Genomic DNA, 24,729 nt, shown 5'->3' with positions numbered 1-24,729 from the left:
TCTCTGGCTGCGGAATAGCTTGTTGTGTGTCTGTGCATCCTGTTCCGTTTTTGGGATGCGCCTAGAACGGTTGCCGCCTTGTGAAACTGATCGCTGCAACATGCCTGCTGGTTCTTCTTGCCCTGATAAGTTTGTTTATCGGGGTGAGCGATGTGTCTTTACAAAGCCTGTTTGGCGATGAAACCGCACGGCGTGCGCAATTCGTTCTGGTGGAGACCCGCATTCCGCGCACGCTTGCGCTGATCCTTGCCGGTGCGGGTATGGCCGTCTCCGGTACAATCATGCAAATTCTGGCGCGTAATCGCTTTGTAGAACCGTCAACGGCCGGTACGGTGGATTCTGCCTCACTCGGTATTCTCACCGTGATGATCCTTGCACCCGGTCTGCCGGTCTTTGGCAAAATGCTGGTTGCAACCAGTTTTGCACTCGCAGGCACTGCGCTGTTCATGCTGATTTTGCGGCAAATTCCGCTGCGCTCGCCGGTGATTGTACCGCTTGTCGGCATCATGCTCGGCGGTGTGATCTCGGCAATCACCACATTTTTTGCTTATCGTTTTGATCTGCTGCAATCCATGGGTGCGTGGACGACGGGTGATTTTTCTGCCGTGCTGCGCGGGCGTTATGAGCTGTTATGGCTGTCTTTCGGCCTGACCATTGCCGCCTATATTGCCGCTGACCGTTTTACTGTCGCCGGTATGGGCGAGGCATTTACCACCAATCTCGGTCTGAATTACCGCCGTGTGATGACTTTGGGGCTGACCATTGTCTCTATGGTCACGGCCTGCGTGGTGACGACCGTTGGTATTGTGCCATTTCTCGGTCTGATTGTGCCCAATGTAGTGAGCATGGTGATGGGCGACAGTATGCGCCGCTCGCTGCCGTGGATTGCGCTGCTTGGTGCAGGGCTGGTGCTGATCTGCGATATGATCGGCCGCACGATTAACGCGCCTTATGAAATTCCTGTCGGTACAATTCTTGGTGTGCTGGGCAGTGCCTTCTTCCTGTATCTCGTTTTAAGGAAGTCCGCCCGTGGTGCATGAAACAATCTATCCGGTGCGCAGTGAAGGCACATTGCCGGTTGAAAATCCGGCCAATCGCAGAAGCGCTGTGAAACGGCTGATCTTGCTTGGCGCATTGGCGCTGATTGCGATGGCGGCTTTCATGACCATTGGCGCAAAAGGCAGCTGGAGTTTTGTATTGCCGTTTCGCGGTACCAAGCTGGCCGCGATGATTTTGGTGGCCTATTCCATCGCTTTGTCGACGGTTTTGTTTCAGACCATTACTAATAACCGGATTCTCACACCTTCCATCATGGGCTTTGACGCGCTTTATGCGCTGTTGCAGACGGTGCTGGTGTTCTCGCTGGGTGCTCATGCGGTTTCAATGGCCAATCCGAAGCTGATGTTTCTGGTTGAAATCGCTTTGATGATGGGCTTTTCCGGTCTGCTCTATCGCTGGCTGTTTGCCGGTGAGGGGCGCTCGCTGCATCTTTTGATGCTGGTAGGGATTATTTTCGGTGTGTTCTTCCGTTCCGGCACCGGCTTTATGCAACGGATTATCGATCCGAATGATTTTGTGGTGTTGCAGGACCGGTTGTTTGCATCATTCAACACGATTGACAGTCAGCTGCTCGGCCTCTCATCCCTTGTTGTCGGGTTGGTGTCTGTCGTGGCATGGCGCATTGGTCACCGGTTCGACATTCTGTCACTGGGGCGCGAGACAGCCATCGGCTTGGGTATTAATTACAAGCGCACAACAATGATCATTCTGATGATGGTGGCGGTGCTGGTTTCGGTGTCCACTGCCTTAGTGGGGCCCGTCACTTTCTTCGGACTGCTGGTGGCCAATCTGGCTTATATGATGATGCCGGTTACCCGTCACCGCTACACAATACCTGCTGCTGTCTTGCTGGCTGTGATTGCCCTTGTCGGCGGGCAGCTCATTCTCGAGCGCGTTTTCGCTTTCAATACCGCATTAGGCATTGTGATTGAATTTGTCGGTGGTCTGTTCTTTATTCTGATGCTGGTACGAGGAGTTGCCCGATGATCGAGGTCAAAGCCGTCAGTAAAACCTATGGCGAAACTCTGGTGGTGAATGATGTCTCCCTGACATTGCCATCCGGCGGTATCACATCAATTATCGGCCCCAATGGCGCGGGTAAATCCACGCTGCTGTCGATGATAAGTCGCCTTATTCCGGCTGATCAGGGGCAGGTTCTGGTTGACAATATGGATGTTGCGCGCACTGCCGGTGATGTGCTGGCCAAGCGTTTGTCGATCCTGCGGCAGGAAAATCACATGACAGCGCGTCTCACCGTGCGCGATCTGGTGACATTCGGCCGCTATCCTTACAGCAAAGGCAGGCCAACGGCGGAAGATGCGCAATTTGTAGCGCGTTCTATCCAATATCTGAACCTGAATGATCTGGCTGATCGTTTTCTTGATGAGTTGTCCGGTGGTCAGCGTCAGCGCGCTTATGTGGCGATGGTGCTGTGTCAGGACACGGATTATACGCTGTTTGACGAGCCGTTGAATAATCTCGACATGAAACATTCTGTCGAGATGATGAAACTCTTGCGCAAAGCGGCGGATGATCTGGGCAAGACGGTTGTCGTTGTGCTGCATGATATTAATTTCGCATCCTGCTATTCCGACCATATTGTTGCAATGCAGCACGGCAAGCTCTTCTGTCAGGGTACGCCGGAAGAAATCGTTTGTCCTGTGGTGCTGGAATCCATCTATGGCACGGTGTTCAAAGTGCAGGATGTCGAAGGCAAGCGCATCGCTACCTATTTCATGTAAAATCACGCTGTTGATGAAAAACAGCGTGATTTATTTTGCTGCAGGCCCCTATAAATCGAGCTGATAGCTCCGGTTTTGTTATAAATCGAGCTGATAGCTCTCAGGAATATACCTGTATCCCTGATCCATCGCCTGCAAATAGCCGATAGCCGGAAACGGCATATGATAACCGATAAATGGCAGGTGTTCCGAAGCAATCATATCAAAGATGCGCTTGCGGGTTGCAGCCGCCATTTCTTTGTCGGCATCAAAAACCACATGCCATTCCGGTCTTTGCAATGTGATGACGAAATGATTGGCTGTGTCAGCAATCAGGATGATCTGCTTACCGCCGGATTCAACGCGGAAAGCCATATGGCCGGGTGTATGGCCGAAAGCAGCCAGTGCCGTAATACCGGAAACAACAGCATCCCCGTCTTTAAGAAAACTGGTTTTATCCGCCAGCGGTTTGACATTGGCGAGAACAATTTTCTGCACGCCTTCGGCTGGTGTGCCTGCACGGTCAGGACTGGTCCAGAAATCATATTCTGCCTGACCTGTCACATAGCGCGCATTGGCAAAGGCGGGAGCGCCGTTTTCCATCAACCCGCCAATATGATCAGGGTGAAAATGGGTGAGGACGACAATACTAACCTGCTCTGGTTTGTAACCGGCCGCTTCGATCATTGCCGGTAATTTTCCCTGTCCGTTTTCGCGGGCAGCGGCACCCATGCCGGTATCAAACAGGAACAGTTCTGAGCCGGTATTGACCAGTGTCGGTGTAAATCCGTTGACGAAACGATCAGCAGGCAGAAGATTGGCCTTCAACAAGTCTGCAACCGCTTCTTCCGGCTGATTGATGGCATAGGTTTTTTGCGGGGCTTCGCCGGCGCGCAGGCCATCCAGTAAGACTGTGATCTGAAAATCACCGAGCATGAAACGGTGAAAACCGGGTGATGTGACACCGGAAAGCGGTACATCAGCAAAGGCCGCACGGGTTAAAATCTGCGGCGCAGCAAGGCCGGTGAGTGTTGCAGCCGTGGCGAGGCTAAAGATATTTCTGCGGGTAAGGGACATTCGATTACCTCATATCATTGGTTTTGATCGGGTCGAAAGAATGCTGCATTATCTGCCAGGATTGCGGGGCTGCCAACCGCAGAGGCAGATTTTTATTATTTTCCGATAATGGTTGCATATTTGCGGGCACAAAATGCGATTACGGCAAAGCTTTATCAGCCCTTATTTAAACCGTCATATTAAGCCCCTATATAAAGGCAGATATAATCTGACACCCAAAGCAAAGGCGGACGGAGGTTTTTTATATTGCGATCTGTATAAATTTATAAAATCAGTTTCGATTTTGAAGATTATGCAGTAAAGAAAGCTACCGCAGTCCGGCAGTCTTGCCGCGCGGTCTCCTGTTAACAGGATAAATTTCCCCGCCAAAACACGTAACAGTAACGGACCGGACAAACGAATTGACGATCAAGACCCCGTATTACCTCATTGATAAGACCAAACTTCTGCCAAATCTGGAAAAGATTAAATATGTGCGTGAACAGTCCGGCGCGAAATCGCTGCTGGCACTGAAATGTTTTGCCACATGGTCCGTGTTTGATCTGATGAGTGAATATATGGACGGTACAACATCGTCTTCGCTCTATGAAGTGCGCCTTGGCAAAGAGAAATTTGCCGGCGAAACACATGCTTACAGTGTTGCCTATGCGGATGATGAAATTGAGGATGTGCTCGCGAACAGCGACAAGATCATCTTCAATTCCATTGGTCAGCTGACCTGTTTTGAAGACGTATCCCGAAACCACATTCGTGGTCTGCGTGTGAATCCGCAGGTTTCCACTTCCGATTTCTCACTGGCCGATCCGGCGCGTCCGTTCAGCCGTCTTGGCGAATGGGATGCTGCGAAGATCGAAACCGTGATGGATAAAGTCTCGGGCTTCATGTTCCACAACAATTGTGAGAACGATAAGTTTGAGCGTTTTGATGAGATGCTCGGCATTATTGAAGAGCGTTTCGGCCATCTGATTTCCCGCGTGAAATGGGTCAGCCTCGGCGGCGGTATTCACTTTACCGGCGAAAACTATCCGCTGGATCAGTTCTGCGCACGCCTGAAAGCTTTCTCCGAGAAATATGGTGTGCAGGTCTATCTGGAACCGGGTGAAGCTGCGATTACCAAATCCGCCACTCTGGAAGTGACCGTGCTCGATACGTTGTTTAACGGCAAAAATCTTGCGATTGTCGACAGCTCGATTGAAGCTCATATGCTCGATCTGCTGATCTATCGTCAGACCGCCAAACTGGAGCCGAATAAAGGCGATCATGAAATCATGATCTGCGGTAAGTCCTGCCTTGCCGGTGATATTTTCGGTGAGTTCCGTTTTGAAAAACCGCTACAGATCGGTGACCGTCTCTCCATTCAGGATGCGGCCGGTTATACAATGGTCAAGAAGAACTGGTTTAACGGCGTTAAAATGCCATCCATCGTTGTCCGTCAGCTCGACGGAACTGAAGAGCTTGTCAAAGAGTTTACCTTTGACGACTTTGCTGCTGCCCTTTCCTGAGGCAGATACTATAAAATGCAACCGATGCGCTTTGTGCGGAGCAATCTGTACAGGGCGTATCATTGATTAGTGCATAATCATTATCAGAAAAATTCGTGATTATGCCGAAAAGGCTACTATGGAGCGTACCGCGTGAAATGAAAAAAAATGTCCTGATTATTGGTGCCGGAGGCGTGGCGCAGGTTGTGGTGCATAAATGTGCGCAGAACAACGATGTACTGGGTGATATTCACATTGCTTCGCGAACGAAATCAAAATGCGATGATATGGTCGCAAGCGTTCGTGAAAAGAAAAGTATGAAGGTTGAGGGCGTATTGGAAGCCCATGCACTGGATGCTTTGGATATTGAAGCCACGAAGGCACTGATTACCAAGACAAATTCACAGATCGTGATTAATGTCGGTTCGCCTTTCATCAATATGTCGGTGCTGCAGGCCTGTATCGAAACCGGCGTGGCTTACATGGATACTGCGATCCATGAAGAACCGAATAAGATTTGTGAGACCCCGCCGTGGTATGCAAACTATGAGTGGAAGCGCCGTGAGCTCTGCGCTGAAAAAGGCATCACTGCTATTCTCGGTATCGGTTTCGATCCGGGTGTGGTGAATGCTTATGCGCGTCTGGCCAAAGACGAATATTTCGACAAGATCACCGATATTGACATCATTGATATCAATGCGGGTTCCCATGGTCGTTGGTTCTCCACCAATTTCGATCCGGAAATCAATTTCCGCGAATTCACCGGCCGCGTTTATTCGTGGCAGAAGGGTGAATGGCAGGTCAATAAGATGTTTGAAGTCGGCAAGGAATATGATCTTCCTGTCGTCGGCAAGCAGAAGGCCTATATGACCGGCCATGATGAAGTGCATTCACTGGCACGCAATATCGAGGGCGCGGATGTGCGCTTCTGGATGGGGTTCGGCGATCATTACATCAATGTCTTCACCGTGCTGAACAATCTCGGCCTGTTGTCCGAACAGCCGGTTAAAACTGCTGAAGGTCTGGAAGTTATTCCGCTGAAAGTGGTCAAGGCTGTGCTGCCTGATCCGTCATCACTGGCACCGGATTATACCGGCAAGACCTGTATCGGTGATCTGGTTAAAGGCAGCAAAGACGGTAAAGACCGTGAAGTCTTCATTTATAATGTGGCAGACCATAAGGATGCCTATAATGAAGTTGGTTCGCAGGGCATTTCTTATACTGCCGGTGTTCCGCCGGTAGCTGCCGCAATGCTGGTTGCGAGCGGTGAGTGGGATGCCAAGACAATGGTCAATGTTGAAGAACTTGATCCGCGTCCGTTCCTCGCTCAGATGAGCAAAATCGGTCTGACTACCTGGATCCGTGACGAGCAGGGCGAACGTCAGATTTTCTGATTTTGATCTGTTCCGGAATTAAATTAAGCTCAGGGGCGCAAGTCTCTGAGCTTTTTTATTGCGCTTTATTATGAGAGCGATAGTATTGCGGCAGTTCTGTCCGGTTAAAAATGAGGCACAGTGATGGGTTATTCTGTTTTATCGCATTTAAAACATCTGTGCGCGCCGCTGGCAGCATTGATGGTGCTTTCCGCCTGTAGTGTTTCAGTTGATGAGGGCAGGCCGCAGCGCCCGCCAGTCCGGCCGGATCGTCCGCAAATATGCACGATGGAATATGCACCGGTCTGCGGCGTGCGTAACGGAAAAACCCGTACATTGGGCAATAGCTGTCAGGCACGCGCCGAGGGCTATCGCATTATCAGCAATGGCGAATGCAGGCCGTCCCAATCCCGTCCGCCGCAGTGGCAGCAACATCCTGATCGTCCCGGCGGAGCTATGAGGCCGGGGCGCCCGTCAGGCAGTTGGGGCGGCAATAATGGCGGAAACTGGGGTGGTAATAACCGCCCGCAAACCGCCTGCACACGCGAATATGCGCCGGTTTGTGCCACCAGCCGCGGCCGCAGCCAGACATTCCCGAATGCCTGTGTCGCGCGCAATGCCGGTTATGAAAATATGCGCAACGGAGCCTGCCGTTAACTCCGTCTTACCGCTTGTAAAATATACAAGATTTAAAGCTGCGATATGCGCTTATAATATCGCAGCTTTTTTTTGAATATTTTCGGCTGGTTACAGACAGGATGATATACGGATTGCATGAAGCAAAACGTCTGCTGAAATACTCCGTTATCCGTGCAGGGCTGGATGCGATCTCCGCGCTGCATCTGGGTAAAATCCTGCCGTCTGCTGCTCAAAATGGTTTGATTTTTACGCTGCATCATGTGCGGCCGGAAAACGCCGCGCAGCATTTCTCTCCCAATGCAATTCTTTCGGTCACGCCGCAATTTCTGGAGCAGGTGATACAGGAAGTTTTGCAGGCAGGGATGATCCCTGTTCATGTGCATGATTTGCCGGAGCTGCTGGCGAATAATCCTGAAAATAAGCGCTATGTCTGTTTTACGCTGGATGACGGCTACCGGAACAATGCTGATTACGCAGCCCCGATATTCAGGCGCTATAATATTCCCTATACAATTTACATTACGTCGGGCTTTGCAGAGCGTAAGAACATTCTGTGGTGGGAAGTTATTGAACGAATTCTGCGTGACAAAGACACACTGACATTTGATTTCGGTGCAGGCGCCAAAACCTTGTCGTTAAAAACGCGATGGGAGAAGACAAAGGCTTTTACCCGCTTCGCCTGTTATGTCGACAATCATGATGAAGATGAAGCGGTGAGCCATATTGCGGATCTTGCTGTGCAGAGTGGCATTGATCCGTTACGCCTCACGCGTGATCTGACGATGGACGTGTCGGAATTGCACGCCTTGCAACAACGTGACAACGGTTTGGTGCATTTTGGTGCGCATACGGTGAGCCATATTAATCTCAGTCGCGTTGATCGTCAGCGTATGAAATATGAGATCGAAACATCCGCACAATGGCTGAAAGATGAGCTGGGTGCGGCTCCGCAATCATTTTCCTATCCATATGGGTGGAAGACCGCGGTGAGTGAAAATACTTTTGCTGCGGCGCGTGAGTCGGACTTTGCAGTGGCTGTGACAACGCAACCCGCGATGCTGAATGCAGCTTGTTTGCAGCATCCGCAATCATTTCCGCGCGTATCATTAAACGGCTATTTTCAGAAAAAGCGCTATGTGAGGGCGCTTATTTCCGGCATTCCCTTTATAAACACATGATAATTTAGAGATAGCCGCATTATGAATATTTATGATGTGCTCTATCAAAATTATAAATTTAATTATGGCGCATTAAAAAGTTAAGCTTCTTACAAAGAAGCAGCAATCTGATTGCAAACTTCTTGGGATTCCCGAACAGGGTAGCCATGAGAGTTCATACGGGGGCATGATTATCATGGTGTCGCCGATTGCCAGCAAGCGCAGGCATCGGCGACAATAATCCCGAAATTGCTTTCGGGATCACCAATTTCATAACATCAAACGGTCAGTTCAATGCGGTTGCCATCCTTGTCGAAGCAATGGAGGGCAGATTTTGCTGCGCTGACTTTCAGCACTTCACCATTTGCAATCGTGCTGCGTCCGGCAACGCTGAAAATGATGGCTGTGTCATCTGCAAGACGGGCATGGACATAGCTTTCCGCACCGACGAGTTCGACGGCATCAACAGTCACATCCGTGGTGAAGGCCGCATTTTCTGTGCCAAGCATAAAGCCTTCCGGACGCACGCCGATAGTTGCGGTGCCGGCCGGTACAACCGAGCTGAGCTGCTGCATCCATGGTGCATCTTTGCCGGAAGCATCTTTGCAGGACAGCAGGTTCATCGACGGCGAACCGATGAAAGTTGCAACAAAGGTTGTCGCAGGCTTTTCATAAAGCTCGATCGGTGTGCCGACCTGCTCAATATGACCGGCATTGAGCACCACCAGACGATCGGCCAGTGTCATGGCTTCCATCTGGTCATGGGTTACGTAAACGCTTGTCACGCCGAGGGAGCGCTGCAGACGCTTGATTTCCACACGCATATGCACGCGCAGCTTGGCATCCAGATTGGAGAGCGGCTCGTCAAACAGGAACGCAGCAGGTTCACGTACAATCGCACGACCCATAGCAACGCGCTGGCGCTGACCACCGGAAAGCTGACGTGGTTTGCGCTCCAGAAACTGTTCAATTTCCAACGCCTTGGCGGCTTTGGTAATGCGCTGTTCAATCTCGGCCTTTGGCGTGTTGCGGTTCTTCAGACCATAGGCCAGATTCTGGCGCACAGTCATATGCGGGTAGAGCGCATAATTCTGGAACACCATCGCAATATCGCGTTCTGCCGGTTCCAGCTCATTGACCACGCGGTCGGCGATCGAAACAGTACCGGAGGTAATGCTTTCCAGACCGGCAATCATGCGCAGCAAAGTGGATTTGCCGCAGCCGGACGGGCCGACCAGAACAACCAGTTCACCATCGGCGATTTCCAGCGAGATGCCTTTAATGGTCTCGACATGACCGCCATAGACTTTTTTTACATTTTGAAGAGAAATGCGGGCCATTATTTTTCCGTTTCAACAAGACCTTTGACGAACCATCGCTGCATCAGAACCACGACGATGATCGGAGGGATGATCGCAAGGATCGTTGTCACCATCACAAAATGCCATGGTGTTGCGGCATCGGCGAAGTCCACCATTTTGCGCAATGCGATGATGATTGTGTTCATCTTTGCATCATTGGTGACCAGCAGAGGCCAGAGATATTGTGTCCATCCGAAAATGAACAAAATAACAAAAAGTGCTGCAATATTGGTTTTGGACAGCGGCAGCAGAATGTCTTTCATAAAGCGCCACGGTCCGGCATTATCGATGCGGGCTGCTTCCACAAGCTCTCCCGGAATAGTCAGGAAGAACTGGCGGAACAGGAATGTCGCCGTTGCTGAAGCCATTAATGGCAATGTCAGACCGGCATAAGTATCGATTAGCCCGAGATCCACGATCACTTTATAGGTCGGCAGAATACGCACTTCCACCGGCAGCATCAAAGTGATGAAGATCATCCAGAAGAACACCATGCGGAAGCGGAAGTTGAAAAATACAATCGCAAAAGCAGAGGTGAAAGAGATGATGATCTTGCCGATGGCAATCGCCAGCGCCACGACAGTGGAGTTGAACAGCAGACGTTCAAGGCTCACACCTACGGTGCGTTCAACACCGCCGGTCATTGCATCACGGTAGTTTTCAATAAAGTGGTCACCCGGCCAGAGCGGGATCGGAGGGCGGAGGATTTCCGCCGACGTCATGGTTGAAGCCACAAATGTATAATAGATCGGGAAGGCAACAATGATGATGCCGATAATCAGCGCCAGATGGCTGATTGCGATAGTAACGGGATTACGTTCAATCATTGTCTGACCTCAGGAATAATGCACGCGCTTTTCAACAAAGCGGAACTGGAACGCCGTAAGGGCAATAACGATCACCATCAGCACCACGGACTGTGCTGCAGAGGAGCCGAGGTTCAGATTGACGAAACCGTCATTATACACTTTGTAGACCAGAGTTTCAGTGGACTTGGCAGGGCCGCCGCCGGTAACCGCATGGATGATACCGAATGTGTCGAAGAACGCATAAACAGTATTCACAACCAGCAGGAAGAATGTGGTGGGAGCCAGAAGCGGGAAGGTGATCGACCAAAACCGCTTGACACCGCGTGCGCCGTCAATGGCCGCTGCTTCCAGCAGGGATTTCGGGATCGCCTGAAGACCGGCAACGAAGAACAGGAAATTATAGCTGATCTGTTTCCACGAGGCGGCAAAGATAACCAGTGCCATCGCCTGATCGCCTTTCAGCAGCGGATCCCAGTCAAAACCGGCATTGCGCAGCAGATAGGCCAGTGTTCCCATCGCGGGCGAAAACATGAACAGCCACAAAATACCGGCAATGGCTGGTGCCACAGCATAAGGCCAGATCAGCAAAGTGCGGTACAGATTTTTACTGCGCACGACTTTTTCCGCAGCAGTTGCCAGAAACAGGGCAACAGCCATCGACAGCAAAGCAGTCGCAATACTGAAGAAGATCGTAATCTGGAAAGAATGCAGATAATTCGGGTCGGCGAACAAGGCCTGAAAATTTTTCAAACCGACAAAAGCGCTGCGCAGACCAAACGGATCTTCACGCATCATCGACTGATAAATAGCCTGACTGGCCGGCCAGAAAAAGAACACGAATGTGAGTATGAGCTGCGGCGCAACTAATAAATAGGGTAGCACCTTGTTGGGAAAAACAACACGCTGCACAAAGATCTCCTTCAAATTGCAGCGCCACACACCGAAAAGGTGCTGAAGGGGCACAGCAAGATTTTTGAAATGTTACACAATTTCTGATGCGCACGGCAGGCAGAGACTGTGCTGTCAGTTCAGAGCATTTCCGTCCTGCGCGGAAATCATGAAATACTCTGCCTGATCGTTTTTACACGCTTCCGGAGGCGGTAAGACTTTTCCGGAATGTGCCCTGACATATAAGCCAATCCTCAACGCAATCCTGAAGATGGGTTTATATGCAGAGTGAAGAAAACCGCGCACCCTTTGCAGGATGCGCGGTTAAGATTATTAGCGGTTTACAGCTTCAGCAATGGCTGCATTGCCACGCTCAACGGCGTTTTTCAGCGCAGTTTTTGCATCCTGTTTACCGGCCAGCATCGCTTCATATTCTTCATTGAGAATATCACGTACCTGCGGCAGGTTTACGAGACGTACGCCCTTGGAATTAGCAGTCGGCTCTTTGCCCATCATCTGCAGGATCGGTGTTTCACGACCTGGATTCTTGTCGTAGAAACCGGATTTCTTGGTTTCTTCATAAGCTTCCAGTGTTACAGGCAGATAGCCGGACACCTGATGCAGACGAGCCTGAATCTTGGTCTGGGACAGGAAGTTGAAGAACTGGGCAATACCCTTATATTCTTCATCGCTCTTGCCACCGAAAACCCAGAGGCTTGCGCCGCCCGGAATAGTGTTCTGCGGACGACCTTCACCTTCATAATAAGGCAGCTGGCCGATACCGTAATTCATGCCGGATTTAACCACATCGCCCAGACCACCGGAGGATTCTGTCAGCATCGCGCATTCACCGGATGTGAAGAGCTGCTTGGCTTCCGATGTGCGGCCGCCGTAACGGAACGCGCCGTCTTTGGCGAGATCAGCCAAACCCTGGAAATGCTGCTCGAACAGAGGTGCATTGATTTCCAGTTTTACGTCCAGACCGGCAAGGCCGTTTTCATTGGTGCCGTAAGGAACATTGTTCCATGCGGCGAAGTTTTCTGTCTGGATCCATGTCAGCCATGTAGATGTATAACCGCAGGCTGCTGCGCCGCTGGATTTGATCTTGCGTGCTGCTTCAAACACTTCAGGCCATGTTTTTGGCGCAACTTCAGGATCAAGACCGGCCTTTTTGAACGCGTCTTTGTTGTAATAGAGGATCGGCGAAGACGAATTATACGGGAAGGACAGCATAGTGCCGTCTGCTTTTGAATAATAAGCGGTAATACCGGCAAGGTATTTGGCTTTATCAAATGTAAAGCCGCCTTTTTCCAGTACTTCGGCAACCGGCATAACTGCGCCTTCAGCACCCATCATCACGCCGCTGCCAGCATCAAAAACCTGCAAAATCGCCGGTGCCTGCTTGGCACGGAATGCAGCGATACCCGCATTCAGAGTTTCAGGATAGGTGCCTTTATAAACAGGAACGATTTTGAATTCGCTCTGGCTTTCATTGAATTCCTTGGAGAGCTGTTCAACAACTTCGTTGTTGGAGCCGGCCATACCGTGCCACCATTGCAGTTCGGTAACCGCAAATGCGTTGGATGCGAATGCAACGGACATTGTTAATGCCGCTACTGAAACAGTCATCAGACGTTTGGACATGACTTCTCCCTGAAGGTCCCTGAAGATCAATGAAACGGAATATCGCTGAGCCGGTGTTATGTGTACGCCGTTCAGCCGAGAGTTCCGTGGTTGCCATTAAGCTCTTTCGTTTTAGCGCATATAACATTTAATACGAAAGAGAAAAGCACAATTACGAAAGCTATTCACGCATAATTCTATGCGCAGACACATTTTGGCGAAGAGTTTGTCACAAAACAAGCGATAATAAAATTACGTGCCATAAAGTTCGTGATTTCAGGAAAATGCTGCGGGCAGGGTGATTCTTTGCAGCTTATAGATGGAAAATCCACAATTCAGGCAGAAAAAAAGCCGGACTAAAAAGCCCGGCTGAATTTAAGAAGACATTTAGATGCCTTCGAGGGGAACACTTGCAGCGCGAAATGGGAGGAAGCGCGCCAGCAAGTGACCTTCATATGGAGCAAGCGTTAAATAAGTTCAAGGTCATGTTCACAGTTTTTTTGACCAAAACGTAAAATAATTGCGCCTGTGTATTTCAGCCACAGTTTTTGCAGGGTGCTTTGATATGTCTATGCATATAAACGTGCCGACACGTGGTCAGCCGCGCCTTGCCTGCATGATACCGGCGATGACGATGAGGCCGCCACAAATCTGCCAGATGCTCAATGGTTCTGACAGCAGGATCCATGCCAGAATTGCTGCCACAACAGGCTGGATCAAAAGTGTGAGCGAAGAAAACGCAACCGGCAGCCATGCTATGGCAAATGTAATCAGGCTTTGTCCGGCGGCTTGTGTCATCCATGCCAGTGCGCAGACAACAACCCAGCCAAACAAGGTCAGCGGGAAATATTGCGTTTCAAAAATCAATGCGAGCGGCAGAATAGTCAGAGTTGCACTGATTGTTGTGCAGAGCATGATCGTCGAGGTGGAAAAACGGCGGCGTGTGAAGCCGAGCATCAGAATATAGGCGGCATAAAGAATGGCAGCGCCCAGAGCCACGGCATCGCCTTTGAGGCTGCTATGACCGGAAAGGTCAGGGCCGCCTTTGAGGATCAGCACACCAAAAATAGCGATAACAAGACCGCTGATAAAAATCCGGCTGATTTTCTGTTTCAGGAACAGCCAGCCGCCAAGCGCCACAAAAATCGGGGACAGGTTCACAATCAACGTCGAATTGGCAACGGATGTCATGGTCAGCGAAATATGCCAGACCACCAGTTCCAGCCCGATCAGAATGCCCGGAACGGCAAGGATTGCCAGATCACCAAGAGAAGCCGGTTTGACCTGATCCACGCCATGCTTCATCCGGTTATTCAGGATCAGCATCGGGATAATCGCCAGCGCCAGCCGCCAGAATGCCGTGACAATCGGGCCGGTTTCGGCAAAGCGCACCAGAATAGGCGAACAGCTGATGAGCAACCCGCCGAGCAAAAGCGCGATAATCGCTTTTCTCTGTGTCTCAGGCGTGCTTTGCAGCAGGCCGGTTGCGTTTATTGGCGCGGCTTCGGAGGGTGACTTGTTCATGTTTAACCTGCCGCTTCTTATGAAGCAGCCTTATATGTGAGAATGCAGCATAAGTGCAGGCATCTGCTGACAGGATATGCTGGCCGTATTGTGAGTGATCCGCTGCCTGCGACATGCTTTGTCATCGGAGAGAGTATCTCTCAGTTGCGCGCTTCGGCAGATAGTCAGTCTCTATGTGATATATATCAAAACAATTATATAAAACAGCGCGTCTTTTGACGGACGCGCTATTTCTTATCTCTCTATGGCCGGTGCTTATTCTTCAAAGCCGACGATACCTTTGATTTCGACAAATTCACGCAGGCCGAAGACGCCGTATTCGCGACCATTGCCCGACTGTTTGTAGCCGCCGAAAGGTGCTGCGCCGTCCCATGGCGCAGCATTAATATAGACATTGCCGGTGCGCAGACGTTTGGACAAGGCCTGCGCTTCTTTCAGATCGCCCTGAATGTAGGAAGCAAGGCCGTAGACTGTATCATTGGCCATTTCGACCGCTTCATCAAGATCATCATAGCCGATCATCGACAGAACAGGGCCAAAAATTTCCTCGCGGGAAATGCGCATATCATGGCCGACACGGGCAAAGATGGTCGGGCGCACATAATAACCGGCATTGAGTTCCGCAGGGCGACCGGTGCCGCCGGTTACCAGTTCCGCACCTTCATCAATACCGGCCTGAATCAGATCCTGAATCTTGTCGAATTGCAACTGACTGACAACCGGACCGAGATCGGTATTTGCGGAATTCGGATCGCCGGTGCGGAATTTTTCTGCTGCATCACGGGCGATTGCAATCGCATCATCCATAGCTTCCTGCGGTACCAGCATACGGGTCGGCGCATTGCAGGACTGACCGCTATTGCCAAAGCAACGGGTTACGCCGGTACGCACGGCCTTATCCAGATCGGCACTGCGCAGGATAATATTCGGGGACTTGCCGCCGAGTTCCTGATGTACACGTTTTACGGTCGGTGCTGCGGTCTGTGCAACGCTGACACCGGCGCGGGTGGAGCCGGTAAAGGACACCATGTCCACATCTTTATGGCCGGAAAGTGCGACGCCGACAGTCGGGCCGTCACCATGGACGAGGTTGAACACGCCTTTCGGCACGCCGGCCTCATGCATGATTTCTGCGAACAAAATTGCGCTGACCGGCGCAATTTCTGAAGGCTTCAGCACCATTGTGCAGCCGGTAGCAATGGCTGGTGCAACTTTTGCGGCAATCTGGTTGATCGGCCAGTTCCATGGCGTAATCATTGCCACCACGCCGATCGGCTCATGTACAACACGGGTTGTGCCCTGCATATAGGCATATTCAAAAACTTCAGCGGCTTTAATTGCTTCCATCAGATGGGCAGTGCCGGAACCGGCCTGTGCAGCCTTAGCCATAGCTAACGGCGCACCCATTTCTTGCGAGATTGCGGCGCCGATTTCATCCGAACGACGAATGAAGATTTCGAGAATGCGCTTGAGCAGAGCGAGGCGCTCTTCTTTACTGGTGACGGAGAAGCTCTCAAAAGCGGCTTTGGCGGCGGCTACTGCCTTGTCGACATCGGCAGCGGTGCCCATTGCGATTTTGGTAAAAGGCTGCTCGGTTGCAGGATTGATGACATCCAGTGTTGTAATTGGGCTTATTGCCGGATCAACCCATTCACCGTTGATATAAAATTTGAGCGCGTGATCCATAGTTCCCATCCTGTCATGCTGTTTATGCGGTTTTTTAGAAATTTTGCGCGCAGTTTAGACCTAAACCCAGTGATTACAACTGCATAAACGGCATGGGATGATGAAATTTTCCGCTCTTAAAGATCGGTGCAGTGCAATAATTTCTGATATTTATGCTCTGTATTTGTGTATTATCATTAAGTAATAATACTTATTATTGATATTTAAAGTATATATTGTGCTATTGACTATTGATAAATTGAATAATTATAGAAATATAGTTTTGGCAATTTAAAGATTGTATTTAATTAATTTACTTAATTATAAAATTATATTTTAATAATGTATATTGAATGTGTTTTTGCTTGGAGCCTTGCCGGAACAAAAACAATAAATGCGCTGCAACGGACTGTGCGTGCATTTGATACATGTGATCGGGTGAGGCAAATGCAGACAAACACTGTTATTCAGAGTGAGAAATTCAACTCTGTGCAAATCTTGCGCGGCCTGGCGGCATTGCTGGTCGTTATCGGGCACACATTACAGCATCCGATGGCTGAGCCGCCGCCGATACTGGGCGTTTTGGGTGCTTTCGGTGTTTCAATTTTCTTTGTGATTAGCGGATTTATTATCAATTATATTCATCCGCGTGATTTTGCGCCGGCAGGTTTTTTGTGGCGGCGCATTATACGCATCGTGCCGCTTTACTGGCTCTGCACAGTATTTCTTGCGCTCTGCGCGGTTTATTTGCCGAGCTTGTTCAAGTCGACAAGCTTTACGCCATATTATTTGTTTAGTTCGCTCGCTTTTATTCCGGAGCTGGTGCCGGGGACTGTTGATGACTGGCGCCCTTTGCTGAAGCCGGGTTGGTCACTCAATTATGAGATGTTTTTCTATCTCATCTTTATTTTGTTCTGGTGGTGTGAGAGCAGTTTGCGGCGCACTGTCTTTATGAGTCTGGCACTCGGCGTGCTGATTGCAGGTGCGTTTTTTGTTGAGCGAAACAGCAGTGTCACAGCTTTTTATCTTAACTTTAATCTGATGCCGTTTCTTGCCGGTATGTGGCTTGCTGAAATGCAGCGCCGCGGTTTCTGGAGCGATTTTTCCGTCAATTCCCTGCCGGTATTGCTGTTTTTCGTGGCGCTCAGCATTGGTTTGCTGTTCAGTGTTGATCTGACGGTGCTGCCGCTGTTTATCGAAAATCTTGCTTATCTGACCGCGTCCGTACTGCTTGTTGTTACGGCGCTTTGTACGGATCGCTGGGTCAAAACTTTATCGCCGCGTAATCTGTTTGTACAAATTGGCGACAGTTCCTATTCGCTCTATCTGACACATATGTTTGTCGTCGGTGCGGGCTGGGCGGTCTTCAACCGGCTTGGTTTGGGTGGCTGGGCATTTCCGCTGGCGGTGGTTGGAATTATTATCGCAAGTCTTATCGGCGCGAAGATTTCTTATCTGATTATCGAGAAACCGTTTATGCGTTTGGGACGTAAAAAAGTGAAGCAACAATATCCGGTGCCTCAGCCGTCTTAACATCACGAAAAAGGCCTCCGCTGTATAGCGGAGGCCTTTTTCAATTCTGCGGCACCAAATGCAGCAACCTTACGCCCAGGTTTTTTCGAGGACGCGGATCCAGTTTTTATAGGCGATCTTGTCGATGGTTTCCTGATCGTAACCGGCTTTGCGCAGTTCTGCGATCAGCAGCTGCAGGTCAGCTGCGCTGCCCAGAGCATCCGGAATGGTCGTGCCGTCAAAGTCGGAGCCGAGAGCCACATGGTCAACGCCGATACGATTGATGATGTAATCAATGTGGCGTACCATTTCGCTGAGCGGCGTAGCAGTGATTTTCTGACCGTCTGCACGCAGGAAGGACACGCCGAAATTGATGCCCATCAAGCCGCCGGTTTCCTTGATGGCGTCCATCTGTTTTTCGGTCACATTGCGGCTGTGGGTGCACAATGTGTGTACGTTGGAATGGCTGGCAACAAGCGGTGCATCGGAGATCGCTGCAATATCCCAGAAGCCCTTGTCGTTCATATGCGACAGGTCAACCATGATCTTCAGCTCGTTACAGGCGCGGATCAGGGCTTTACCTGCATCGCTGAGACCAGGACCGATATCCGGTGTGCTCGGGAAGCGGAACGGGACGCCGTAAGCGAAAATATTCGGACGGCTCCAGACCGGACCCAAAGTGCGCAGGCCTGCCTGATGCAGCACATAAAGTTCATCCAGATCAGCGCTGATGGCTTCCGCGCCTTCAATATGCAGCACTGACGCAAATGCGCCATTGGCCATCGCGGTGCGGATATCACCGGCGTTGCGGCAGATTTTCAGACCGCCTGCAGATTTAGCTTCAATCTTCGCCAGAAGCGCAGCCATGCCAAGGGTGATTCTTAAGGCGCTGCCGTGTTCCGGCGTCGGATAATCGCCGTTTGCGTCTTTTTCCATCGAAGGTGACGGCACATAAATTGCGCAGAGACCGCCTGCGAGGCCGCCCTTTTTAGCGCGCGGAAGATCAATATGACCTGCCTTTTCGCCATCAATAAAGCGGTCGACCGGATTGGCTTCGCTTGATGACCACAGACGCAGCAAAACGTCATTATGGCCATCAAAGACAGGGGTGAAATTGTCTGCCGTTGAAGAACTGGACATGGGAAAGGGAACCTTACTTTTCTGGCTGGCGACATAAAATATGTCGCAAACAGAAACATTTAGCGGATTAAATCCTGTTATTGCATCTCGTTAGCAACGCTATTCCTCTGAGATTTCAGGGAGGCACCTGCGATTCTGCGGTTTTTCATCGCGGAAATACAAGTCGTCGCGTGATTTGCGAGACTGACCATTTTGGCACCAAATTGCAAATGCCTTTTCTTGCAGGGGATAGTCCTCTTCTGCATATTAATTTAAATTAGAAAATAACGAAGTTTTGAACAAGATTTTGCATGCAAACCATGCATAGCCACTGGCAAAATCTGCATTGGCCGCGTTATTGGGCTTCATGATAACTGAACCGGACATTAGACGGTTTTCTTATACACATTGTTTTGATGCAGTTTCGGGTGGATCGGAACGGGCAAAAATCGGTCCGGTGGACGATCTCCCGCGAAGATAACTCATTTTCAAAGCTGTTAGAAAACTTAACCACTGGCAGGGGCAACCCGGCCGGTTTCTTGCGTTTACGGATAGGGAAGAGGAAATCACCGTGATTTCAAGACGTAATTTTTTGGCGGGCGCTGCTGCTGTTCCGTTCCTGTCATATGCCGGCATGCTGCCTGCGATCGCTGCCGGTCGTCAGGACATTCTGGTTGTGGCCATGCAGCTGGACAACATGACATCGCTCGATCCGCATGAGAGCTTTGAAGCTGTCGGCAGCGAAATCTGCAACAACATGTATCAGCGTCTTGTGCATCCGAGCTTTGAAAATCCTGAAAAGATTGAAGGCGGCGTAGCCACTTCATGGGAAGCTGATGCTGAAGGTAAGGTTTATACTTTCAAAATCAACCCTGAAGCAAAATTTGCGACCGGCAATCCGATCACCGCTGAAGATGCTGCGTTCTCGCTGCACCGCGCGATCAAGATGAACAAAGGTCCTGCATTCATCATCGGCCAGTTCGGTCTGACCCCTGAGAATGTTGAGAAAGCTGTTGTCGCGACCGATGCCGGTACGCTGACCATTTCTCTCGAAACCCCGACTTCCCTGTCCTTCCTGCTCTATTGCCTGTCCTCCAGCGTCGGTAGCGTTGTTGAGAAGAAGCTGGTGATGGAAAATGCATCCGGTGACGATCTCGGTAACGAATGGCTGCGCAAAAACAGCGCCGGTTCCGCTGAATGGACACTGGCTGCATGGAAGCCAAGCGAAAGCGTTATGCTGAACCTGAACCCGCACGGCGCCTATAAAGGCAATGTGAAGCGTATCGTTCTGCGTCACGTTGCTGACCCTTCATCCCAGCTGCTGATGCTCCAGAAAGGTGACGTGGATATCGCCCGTAACCTGACTTCCGAGCAGCTGCGCGTGATCCAGAACGACGAAAACTTCACGCTCGTGCGTAAGGGTATTGCCGGTATCGGCCTGATGTCGCTCAACCAGAAAGTTGAAAAGCTGACCAATCCTAAGGTTTGGGAAGCAATCAAATGGGCGATTGACTATAAGGGCATTCAGGAAAATATCGTGCCTTTGACCCACCAGATCCATCAGACCATTATTCCTGAAGGTTTCCCGGGTGCTGTTAACGACACACCATTCCAGAAAGACACTGCGAAGGCAAAAGCTCTGATGGCTGAAGCAGGTCTCACTGATGGTTTCTCCATCAGCATGGATCACTATTCCGCTCAGCCTTGGCCGGATATCGCTCAGGCGATTCAGGCAAACCTCGCAGAAATCGGCATCAAGCTGGAACTGCGTGCTGCTGAAAACCGTCAGGTTCTCACCAAAATGCGTGCCCGTGAACATGAAATCGCCCTGACTTCATGGGGTTCGGACTATTTCGATCCGAATACCAATGCGGACGTATTCTGCAACGTGACCGACCTGTCGGATGATGCAAAGAGCAAGCCTTTCGCATGGCGCTCAAACTACCAGAACGCAGATTTCGCAAAGAAATCGCTAGCTGCCCGCGATGAAAAAGATCCGGCAACCCGCGTTAAGCTTTACGAAGACCTGCAGCGCGAATTCATGAACAACAGCCCGTTTGTTGTCATGCTGCAGACTGTAATGACTGCTGCCTGCCGTAAAGATGTTACCGGCATGCGTCTCGGCGTTCTGTCCGATACCCACTCTTACGCAGGGATTGCGAAAGCTTGAATAAGAGACTGAAAACTCTGACTGGTACTCTGAGCAGCGTGTTAATCACGCTGTTCGGACTTGCTATTGTCACTTTCATGATCGGCCGCGTTATGCCGGTTGATCCTGTGATTGCAGCCGTCGGCGATAATGCGCCGGAGGCTGTTATTCAGCGTGTGCGCGCGGAGATGGGGCTGGATCAGCCGCTCGTCGTGCAGTTCTTCCATTATATCGGTCAGGTTTTGCAGGGTGATCTCGGCAATTCCATTCTGACCCGCAACCCTGTTACAACGGATATTGCCCGCTATTTTCCGGCAACCCTTGAACTGGCCACCGCAGCGCTCCTCCTCGCTGCTTTGATCGGTATTCCTCTGGGTGTCTGGGCAGCGGTGCGTCAGGGCACTCTGACGGATCAGACGATCCGCGTTATTTGTCTGGCCGGTCACTCCGTGCCGACATTTGTGCTGGCGCTGATTTCGCTTTTGGTTTTCTATGCCGCGCTCGGTATTGCTCCGGGACCCGGCCGTCAGGATATTATTTTTCAGGACATGATCCCGCATGTCACTGGTATTCTGACCATTGATACGCTGATCGACGGCGATATGGATGCTTTCTGGGATGCGCTCGCGCATATGGCCCAGCCGGTTATCATTCTCGCTTATTTCAGCATGGCCTATATCACCCGTATGACCCGTGCATTCATGCTGGATGCACTCAAAGGTGAGTTTGTTGTTACAGCCCGCGCCAAGGGCCTGTCCGGCACAGCAGTTATCTGGAAACATGCTTTCCCGACTGTAGCCGTACAGCTGGTGACCGTTCTTGCACTGACCTATGCCGGTCTGCTTGAAGGTGCTGTTGTAACCGAAACCGTGTTCAGCTGGCCTGGTCTTGGTCAGTATCTGACTGTTTCGCTGATGAATGCAGACATGAACCCTGTCGTCGGCGCCACTCTTCTGATTGGTGTTATCTATGTCGGGCTCAATCTGCTCGCTGACATTCTCTACAAGGTACTGGATCCACGCGTCAGATGATTTTTTCCAATTTTCATAACTGGGCGCTGGACGAAACTCCGTCCTCGCCGTCGCAGGCTCTCTGGGGTCGGCGCTACCGTATCTGGCTCAATCTGAAGTCAAATCCGCTGGCGATGATCGGCCTGTTCATCATTACGGTCTTTGTTTTCATCGCCATTTTTGCGCCATGGCTGGCACCGCATGATCCGAGCATTCAAAATCTCGGCAATCGTCTTGCGGCACCTTCTGCTCAGCATTGGTTCGGTACGGACGAGCTGGGACGCGATATTTTCTCGCGTATCCTTTATGGTGGCCGTGTAACGCTTGGCATGGTTATTGCCGTTGTTATTCTGGTTGCACCGCTTGGTCTGATTATCGGCTGCGTGGCAGGTTATTTCGGCGGTATCGTCGATACAGTCCTGATGCGCGTAACCGATGTGTTCCTCGCTTTTCCGCGTCTTATTCTGGCTCTGGCTTTCGTAGCCGCGCTGAAACCGGGCGTTGAAAGCGCGATTCTGGCGATTGCACTCACAGCCTGGCCGCCTTATGCGCGTCTGGCCCGTGCGGAAACCATGACCATCCGTAACACCGATTATATCGCAGCCTACCGCCTGACCGGTGCCAGCCCTGCACGTATTATCGCCCGTCATATCGCACCTCTGTGCGTGCCGAGCCTGATTGTACGTATTACGCTGGATATGAGCTCGATCATTCTGACCGCTGCAAGCCTCGGCTTCCTCGGTATGGGTGCTCAGCCGCCGTCACCGGAATGGGGTGCGATGATTGCAACAGCCAAACGCTTCATTTTTGAGCAGTGGTGGGTTGCTACAATTCCGGGTATTGCGATCTTCCTCGTTTCACTCGCGTTCAACTTCCTCGGCGACGGTCTGCGTGACGTCCTCGATCCGAAGCAGAATTGAGGGATAAAATGCTGGTAGATATTCAAAATCTGAGAATCGCATTTGAAACCCGCACCACCCGTTTTGAGGCGGTGCGCGGTCTCTCTCTGCAGCTTGGCCGTGAAAAGCTGGGTATTGTGGGTGAAAGCGGCTCGGGCAAGTCTCTGACTGCCCGCGCTCTGATGAAACTCCTGCCGAATATTGCGGAAGTCAAAGCTGACAAACTCAGCTTTGACGGACAGGATCTGCTGACCGCATCTGAAAAACAGATGCGTCAGATCCGCGGTAAGCGCGTTGGTTTCATTCTGCAGGATCCGAAATACTCGCTGAATCCGGTAAAGACCATTGGTGTGCAGGTGGCGGAAGCCTGGCGCACACACAAAGGCGGCAGCAAAAAACAAGCTCTGGAAGCGGCGATTGATCTGCTGGATCAGGTGAAAATCCGCAATCCGCGTGAAGTGGCACATACCTATCCGCACGAAGTATCGGGCGGTATGGGGCAGCGTGTCATGATCGCTATGATGCTGGCACCGGATCCGGAACTGCTGATTGCCGATGAGCCGACTTCGGCGCTTGACGCAACCGTGCAGGCTGAAATTCTGCGTCTGATCGATGATCTCGTTGACAGCCGCGGCATGGGGCTGATCCTCATCAGCCACGATCTTCCGCTTGTTTCTCATTTCTGTGACCGCGTTATGGTTATGTATATGGGACAGGTGATGGAAGAGCTGAAAGCATCAGAACTCAATAATGCTCAGCATCCTTATACCAAGGGTCTCCTGAACTGTATTCCGTCGCTGACGCATCCGCGTGATCGTCTGCCGGTAATGACCCGTGATCCGGAGTGGCTGAAATAATGATTGAAGTTGATAATCTGAAAATTCAGTTCGGTGACAAGCAGGTCGTTAAGGGCGTTTCTTTTAACGTCGAAAAAGGCGGCAGCTTCGGTATCGTGGGTGAGAGCGGTTCGGGTAAATCGACGATCCTGCGTGCGATGGCTGGTCTGAATGAAAGCTGGAGCGGTCGTATTGCCTTTGACGGCAAAGATGCGCCGCTGAAGCGGACACCGGAATTTTTCCGTTCTGTTCAGATGGTGTTTCAGGATCCGTTCGGTTCACTGCATCCGCGTCAGACCATTGACCGTATTCTGAGCGAGCTGTTGCTGGTTCATAAGATCGACAATGTTGAAGGACGTATCAAGCAGGCTCTGTCTGATGTGGCCCTGCCGCAGACGGCACGTTTCCGCTATCCGCACCAGTTGTCCGGTGGTCAGCGTCAGCGCGTGGCAATTGCCCGTGCTCTGATTGCAGATCCGCAGGTATTGCTGCTCGATGAGCCGACTTCGGCACTGGACGTTTCCGTTCAGGCGGAAATTCTCAACCTGTTGTCAGATCTGCGTGAAGAACGCAACCTGACCTATGTGCTGGTGAGCCATAACCTCGCAGTTATTGCCCATCTCTGCCCGGAAGTGGGCGTGATGCAGAACGGTGTGATGGTGGAACAGCTGACAGCAGAAGATTTGCGTTTAGGCCGTACGACCCATCCGCATACTACAGAGCTACGCGAGTTGAGCGTAACGGTTGAAGAACCAAAATAATGAGAGTGTAACAGGCCGGATTTTCCGGCCTGTTCTTTATGCAATATTGAATTAAAACCTGCATGA

21 protein-coding genes are annotated in these 24,729 nt (G+C 51.0%); 13 read left to right on the top strand and 8 right to left on the bottom strand.

All coding sequences use genetic code 11. The features are described 5' to 3' along the window. The first annotated feature begins 80 nt into the window (after nucleotides 1–80). The 3 genes from KHQ09_RS00550 (at nucleotide 81) to KHQ09_RS00540 (ending at nucleotide 2,801) form a co-directional block, all read left to right on the top strand. A complete protein-coding gene (locus KHQ09_RS00550) occupies nucleotides 81–1,040 on the top strand; it encodes an ABC transporter permease (protein ID WP_022711978.1) in 960 nt (319 codons plus the stop codon). A gap of 109 nt (nucleotides 1,041–1,149) precedes the next feature. Continuing rightward, complete coding sequence (locus tag KHQ09_RS00545; protein WP_213600374.1) at nucleotides 1,150–2,046, top strand: iron chelate uptake ABC transporter family permease subunit; 897 nt, start codon at nucleotides 1,150–1,152, stop codon at nucleotides 2,044–2,046. After that, entirely contained in the window at nucleotides 2,043–2,801 is a 759-nt protein-coding gene (locus KHQ09_RS00540; protein ID WP_022711980.1) for an iron ABC transporter ATP-binding protein, read from the top strand. The genes KHQ09_RS00545 and KHQ09_RS00540 overlap by 4 nt, the downstream gene beginning before the upstream one ends. A gap of 78 nt (nucleotides 2,802–2,879) precedes the next feature. Here the strand turns inward: KHQ09_RS00540 and KHQ09_RS00535 are convergent, their stop codons facing one another. Next, entirely contained in the window at nucleotides 2,880–3,857 is a 978-nt protein-coding gene (locus tag KHQ09_RS00535; protein WP_213600310.1) for an MBL fold metallo-hydrolase, read from the bottom strand. Between the two features lie 407 nt (nucleotides 3,858–4,264). Here KHQ09_RS00535 and KHQ09_RS00530 point away from each other — a divergent pair, with 407 nt between their 5' ends. The 4 genes from KHQ09_RS00530 (at nucleotide 4,265) to KHQ09_RS00515 (ending at nucleotide 8,528) form a co-directional block, all read left to right on the top strand. After that, nucleotides 4,265–5,359, top strand: a complete 1,095-nt coding sequence (locus KHQ09_RS00530; protein WP_213600373.1) for a carboxynorspermidine decarboxylase — start codon at nucleotides 4,265–4,267, stop codon at nucleotides 5,357–5,359. A 137-nt stretch (nucleotides 5,360–5,496) separates the two neighbouring features. Next, nucleotides 5,497–6,732 (top strand): saccharopine dehydrogenase family protein, encoded by a 1,236-nt coding sequence (locus tag KHQ09_RS00525; RefSeq protein WP_213600309.1) that lies wholly within the window; start codon nucleotides 5,497–5,499, stop codon nucleotides 6,730–6,732. A gap of 123 nt (nucleotides 6,733–6,855) precedes the next feature. After that, entirely contained in the window at nucleotides 6,856–7,368 is a 513-nt protein-coding gene (locus KHQ09_RS00520; protein ID WP_213600308.1) for a hypothetical protein, read from the top strand. Between the two features lie 113 nt (nucleotides 7,369–7,481). Then, nucleotides 7,482–8,528: a polysaccharide deacetylase family protein gene (locus KHQ09_RS00515; RefSeq protein ID WP_238481535.1), complete on the top strand. Its 1,047-nt coding sequence runs from the start codon at nucleotides 7,482–7,484 to the stop codon at nucleotides 8,526–8,528. A gap of 257 nt (nucleotides 8,529–8,785) precedes the next feature. On the opposite strand, the gene KHQ09_RS00510 is transcribed toward KHQ09_RS00515, so the two are convergent. From KHQ09_RS00510 to KHQ09_RS00485, 6 genes are all read right to left on the bottom strand, one after another. Beyond that, nucleotides 8,786–9,847 (bottom strand): sn-glycerol-3-phosphate import ATP-binding protein UgpC, encoded by a 1,062-nt coding sequence (locus tag KHQ09_RS00510; RefSeq protein WP_213600306.1) that lies wholly within the window; start codon nucleotides 9,845–9,847, stop codon nucleotides 8,786–8,788. Further along, nucleotides 9,847–10,695 carry a sn-glycerol-3-phosphate ABC transporter permease UgpE gene (ugpE, locus tag KHQ09_RS00505; RefSeq protein WP_022711987.1) on the bottom strand — a complete coding sequence of 283 codons (849 nt, stop codon included), beginning with the start codon at nucleotides 10,693–10,695 and terminating at the stop codon, nucleotides 9,847–9,849. Before ugpE ends, KHQ09_RS00510 begins: the two co-directional genes overlap by 1 nt. A gap of 9 nt (nucleotides 10,696–10,704) precedes the next feature. Further along, nucleotides 10,705–11,586: a sn-glycerol-3-phosphate ABC transporter permease UgpA gene (gene ugpA, locus KHQ09_RS00500; protein WP_028233882.1), complete on the bottom strand. Its 882-nt coding sequence runs from the start codon at nucleotides 11,584–11,586 to the stop codon at nucleotides 10,705–10,707. 312 nt (nucleotides 11,587–11,898) lie between these two features. Beyond that, on the bottom strand, nucleotides 11,899–13,209 hold the full coding sequence (gene ugpB, locus KHQ09_RS00495; RefSeq protein ID WP_213600305.1) for a sn-glycerol-3-phosphate ABC transporter substrate-binding protein UgpB: 1,311 nt from the start codon (nucleotides 13,207–13,209) through the stop codon (nucleotides 11,899–11,901). Between the two features lie 576 nt (nucleotides 13,210–13,785). Further along, nucleotides 13,786–14,712 (bottom strand): DMT family transporter, encoded by a 927-nt coding sequence (locus KHQ09_RS00490; RefSeq protein WP_022711990.1) that lies wholly within the window; start codon nucleotides 14,710–14,712, stop codon nucleotides 13,786–13,788. A gap of 255 nt (nucleotides 14,713–14,967) precedes the next feature. Beyond that, complete coding sequence (locus KHQ09_RS00485) at nucleotides 14,968–16,398, bottom strand: aldehyde dehydrogenase family protein (protein WP_213600304.1); 1,431 nt, start codon at nucleotides 16,396–16,398, stop codon at nucleotides 14,968–14,970. 426 nt (nucleotides 16,399–16,824) lie between these two features. Between KHQ09_RS00485 and KHQ09_RS00480 the strand changes: the two genes are divergently transcribed. Continuing rightward, nucleotides 16,825–17,910 carry an acyltransferase family protein gene (locus tag KHQ09_RS00480; protein WP_238481534.1) on the top strand — a complete coding sequence of 362 codons (1,086 nt, stop codon included), beginning with the start codon at nucleotides 16,825–16,827 and terminating at the stop codon, nucleotides 17,908–17,910. 69 nt (nucleotides 17,911–17,979) lie between these two features. On the opposite strand, the gene KHQ09_RS00475 is transcribed toward KHQ09_RS00480, so the two are convergent. Continuing rightward, nucleotides 17,980–19,029, bottom strand: coding sequence for a dipeptidase (locus KHQ09_RS00475; protein ID WP_213600303.1), 1,050 nt, complete (start codon nucleotides 19,027–19,029; stop codon nucleotides 17,980–17,982). Nucleotides 19,030–19,579: 550 nt separating this feature from the next. Here KHQ09_RS00475 and KHQ09_RS00470 point away from each other — a divergent pair. From KHQ09_RS00470 to KHQ09_RS00450, 5 genes are read left to right on the top strand one after another with little or no spacing between them, the layout of a single operon-like run. Further along, a complete protein-coding gene (locus tag KHQ09_RS00470; protein WP_213600302.1) occupies nucleotides 19,580–21,178 on the top strand; it encodes an ABC transporter substrate-binding protein in 1,599 nt (532 codons plus the stop codon). Continuing rightward, nucleotides 21,175–22,188 carry an ABC transporter permease gene (locus tag KHQ09_RS00465; RefSeq protein ID WP_022711996.1) on the top strand — a complete coding sequence of 338 codons (1,014 nt, stop codon included), beginning with the start codon at nucleotides 21,175–21,177 and terminating at the stop codon, nucleotides 22,186–22,188. The genes KHQ09_RS00470 and KHQ09_RS00465 overlap by 4 nt, the downstream gene beginning before the upstream one ends. Next, entirely contained in the window at nucleotides 22,185–23,087 is a 903-nt protein-coding gene (gene nikC / locus KHQ09_RS00460; RefSeq protein ID WP_213600301.1) for a nickel transporter permease, read from the top strand. The genes KHQ09_RS00465 and nikC overlap by 4 nt, the downstream gene beginning before the upstream one ends. 8 nt (nucleotides 23,088–23,095) lie before the next feature. Beyond that, nucleotides 23,096–23,923 (top strand): ABC transporter ATP-binding protein, encoded by an 828-nt coding sequence (locus tag KHQ09_RS00455; RefSeq protein ID WP_116088315.1) that lies wholly within the window; start codon nucleotides 23,096–23,098, stop codon nucleotides 23,921–23,923. Next, entirely contained in the window at nucleotides 23,923–24,663 is a 741-nt protein-coding gene (locus tag KHQ09_RS00450) for an ABC transporter ATP-binding protein (RefSeq protein WP_022711999.1), read from the top strand. Before KHQ09_RS00455 ends, KHQ09_RS00450 begins: the two co-directional genes overlap by 1 nt. Nucleotides 24,664–24,729: the final 66 nt, after the last annotated feature.

The sequence above is a fragment of the Pseudochrobactrum algeriensis genome, assembly GCF_018436245.1.
GTDB classification, from domain to species: Bacteria; Pseudomonadota; Alphaproteobacteria; order Rhizobiales; family Rhizobiaceae; genus Pseudochrobactrum; species Pseudochrobactrum saccharolyticum.
The sequence above is the reverse complement of the archived record's forward strand: the minus strand, read 5'-3'. Positions and strand labels throughout refer to the sequence as shown.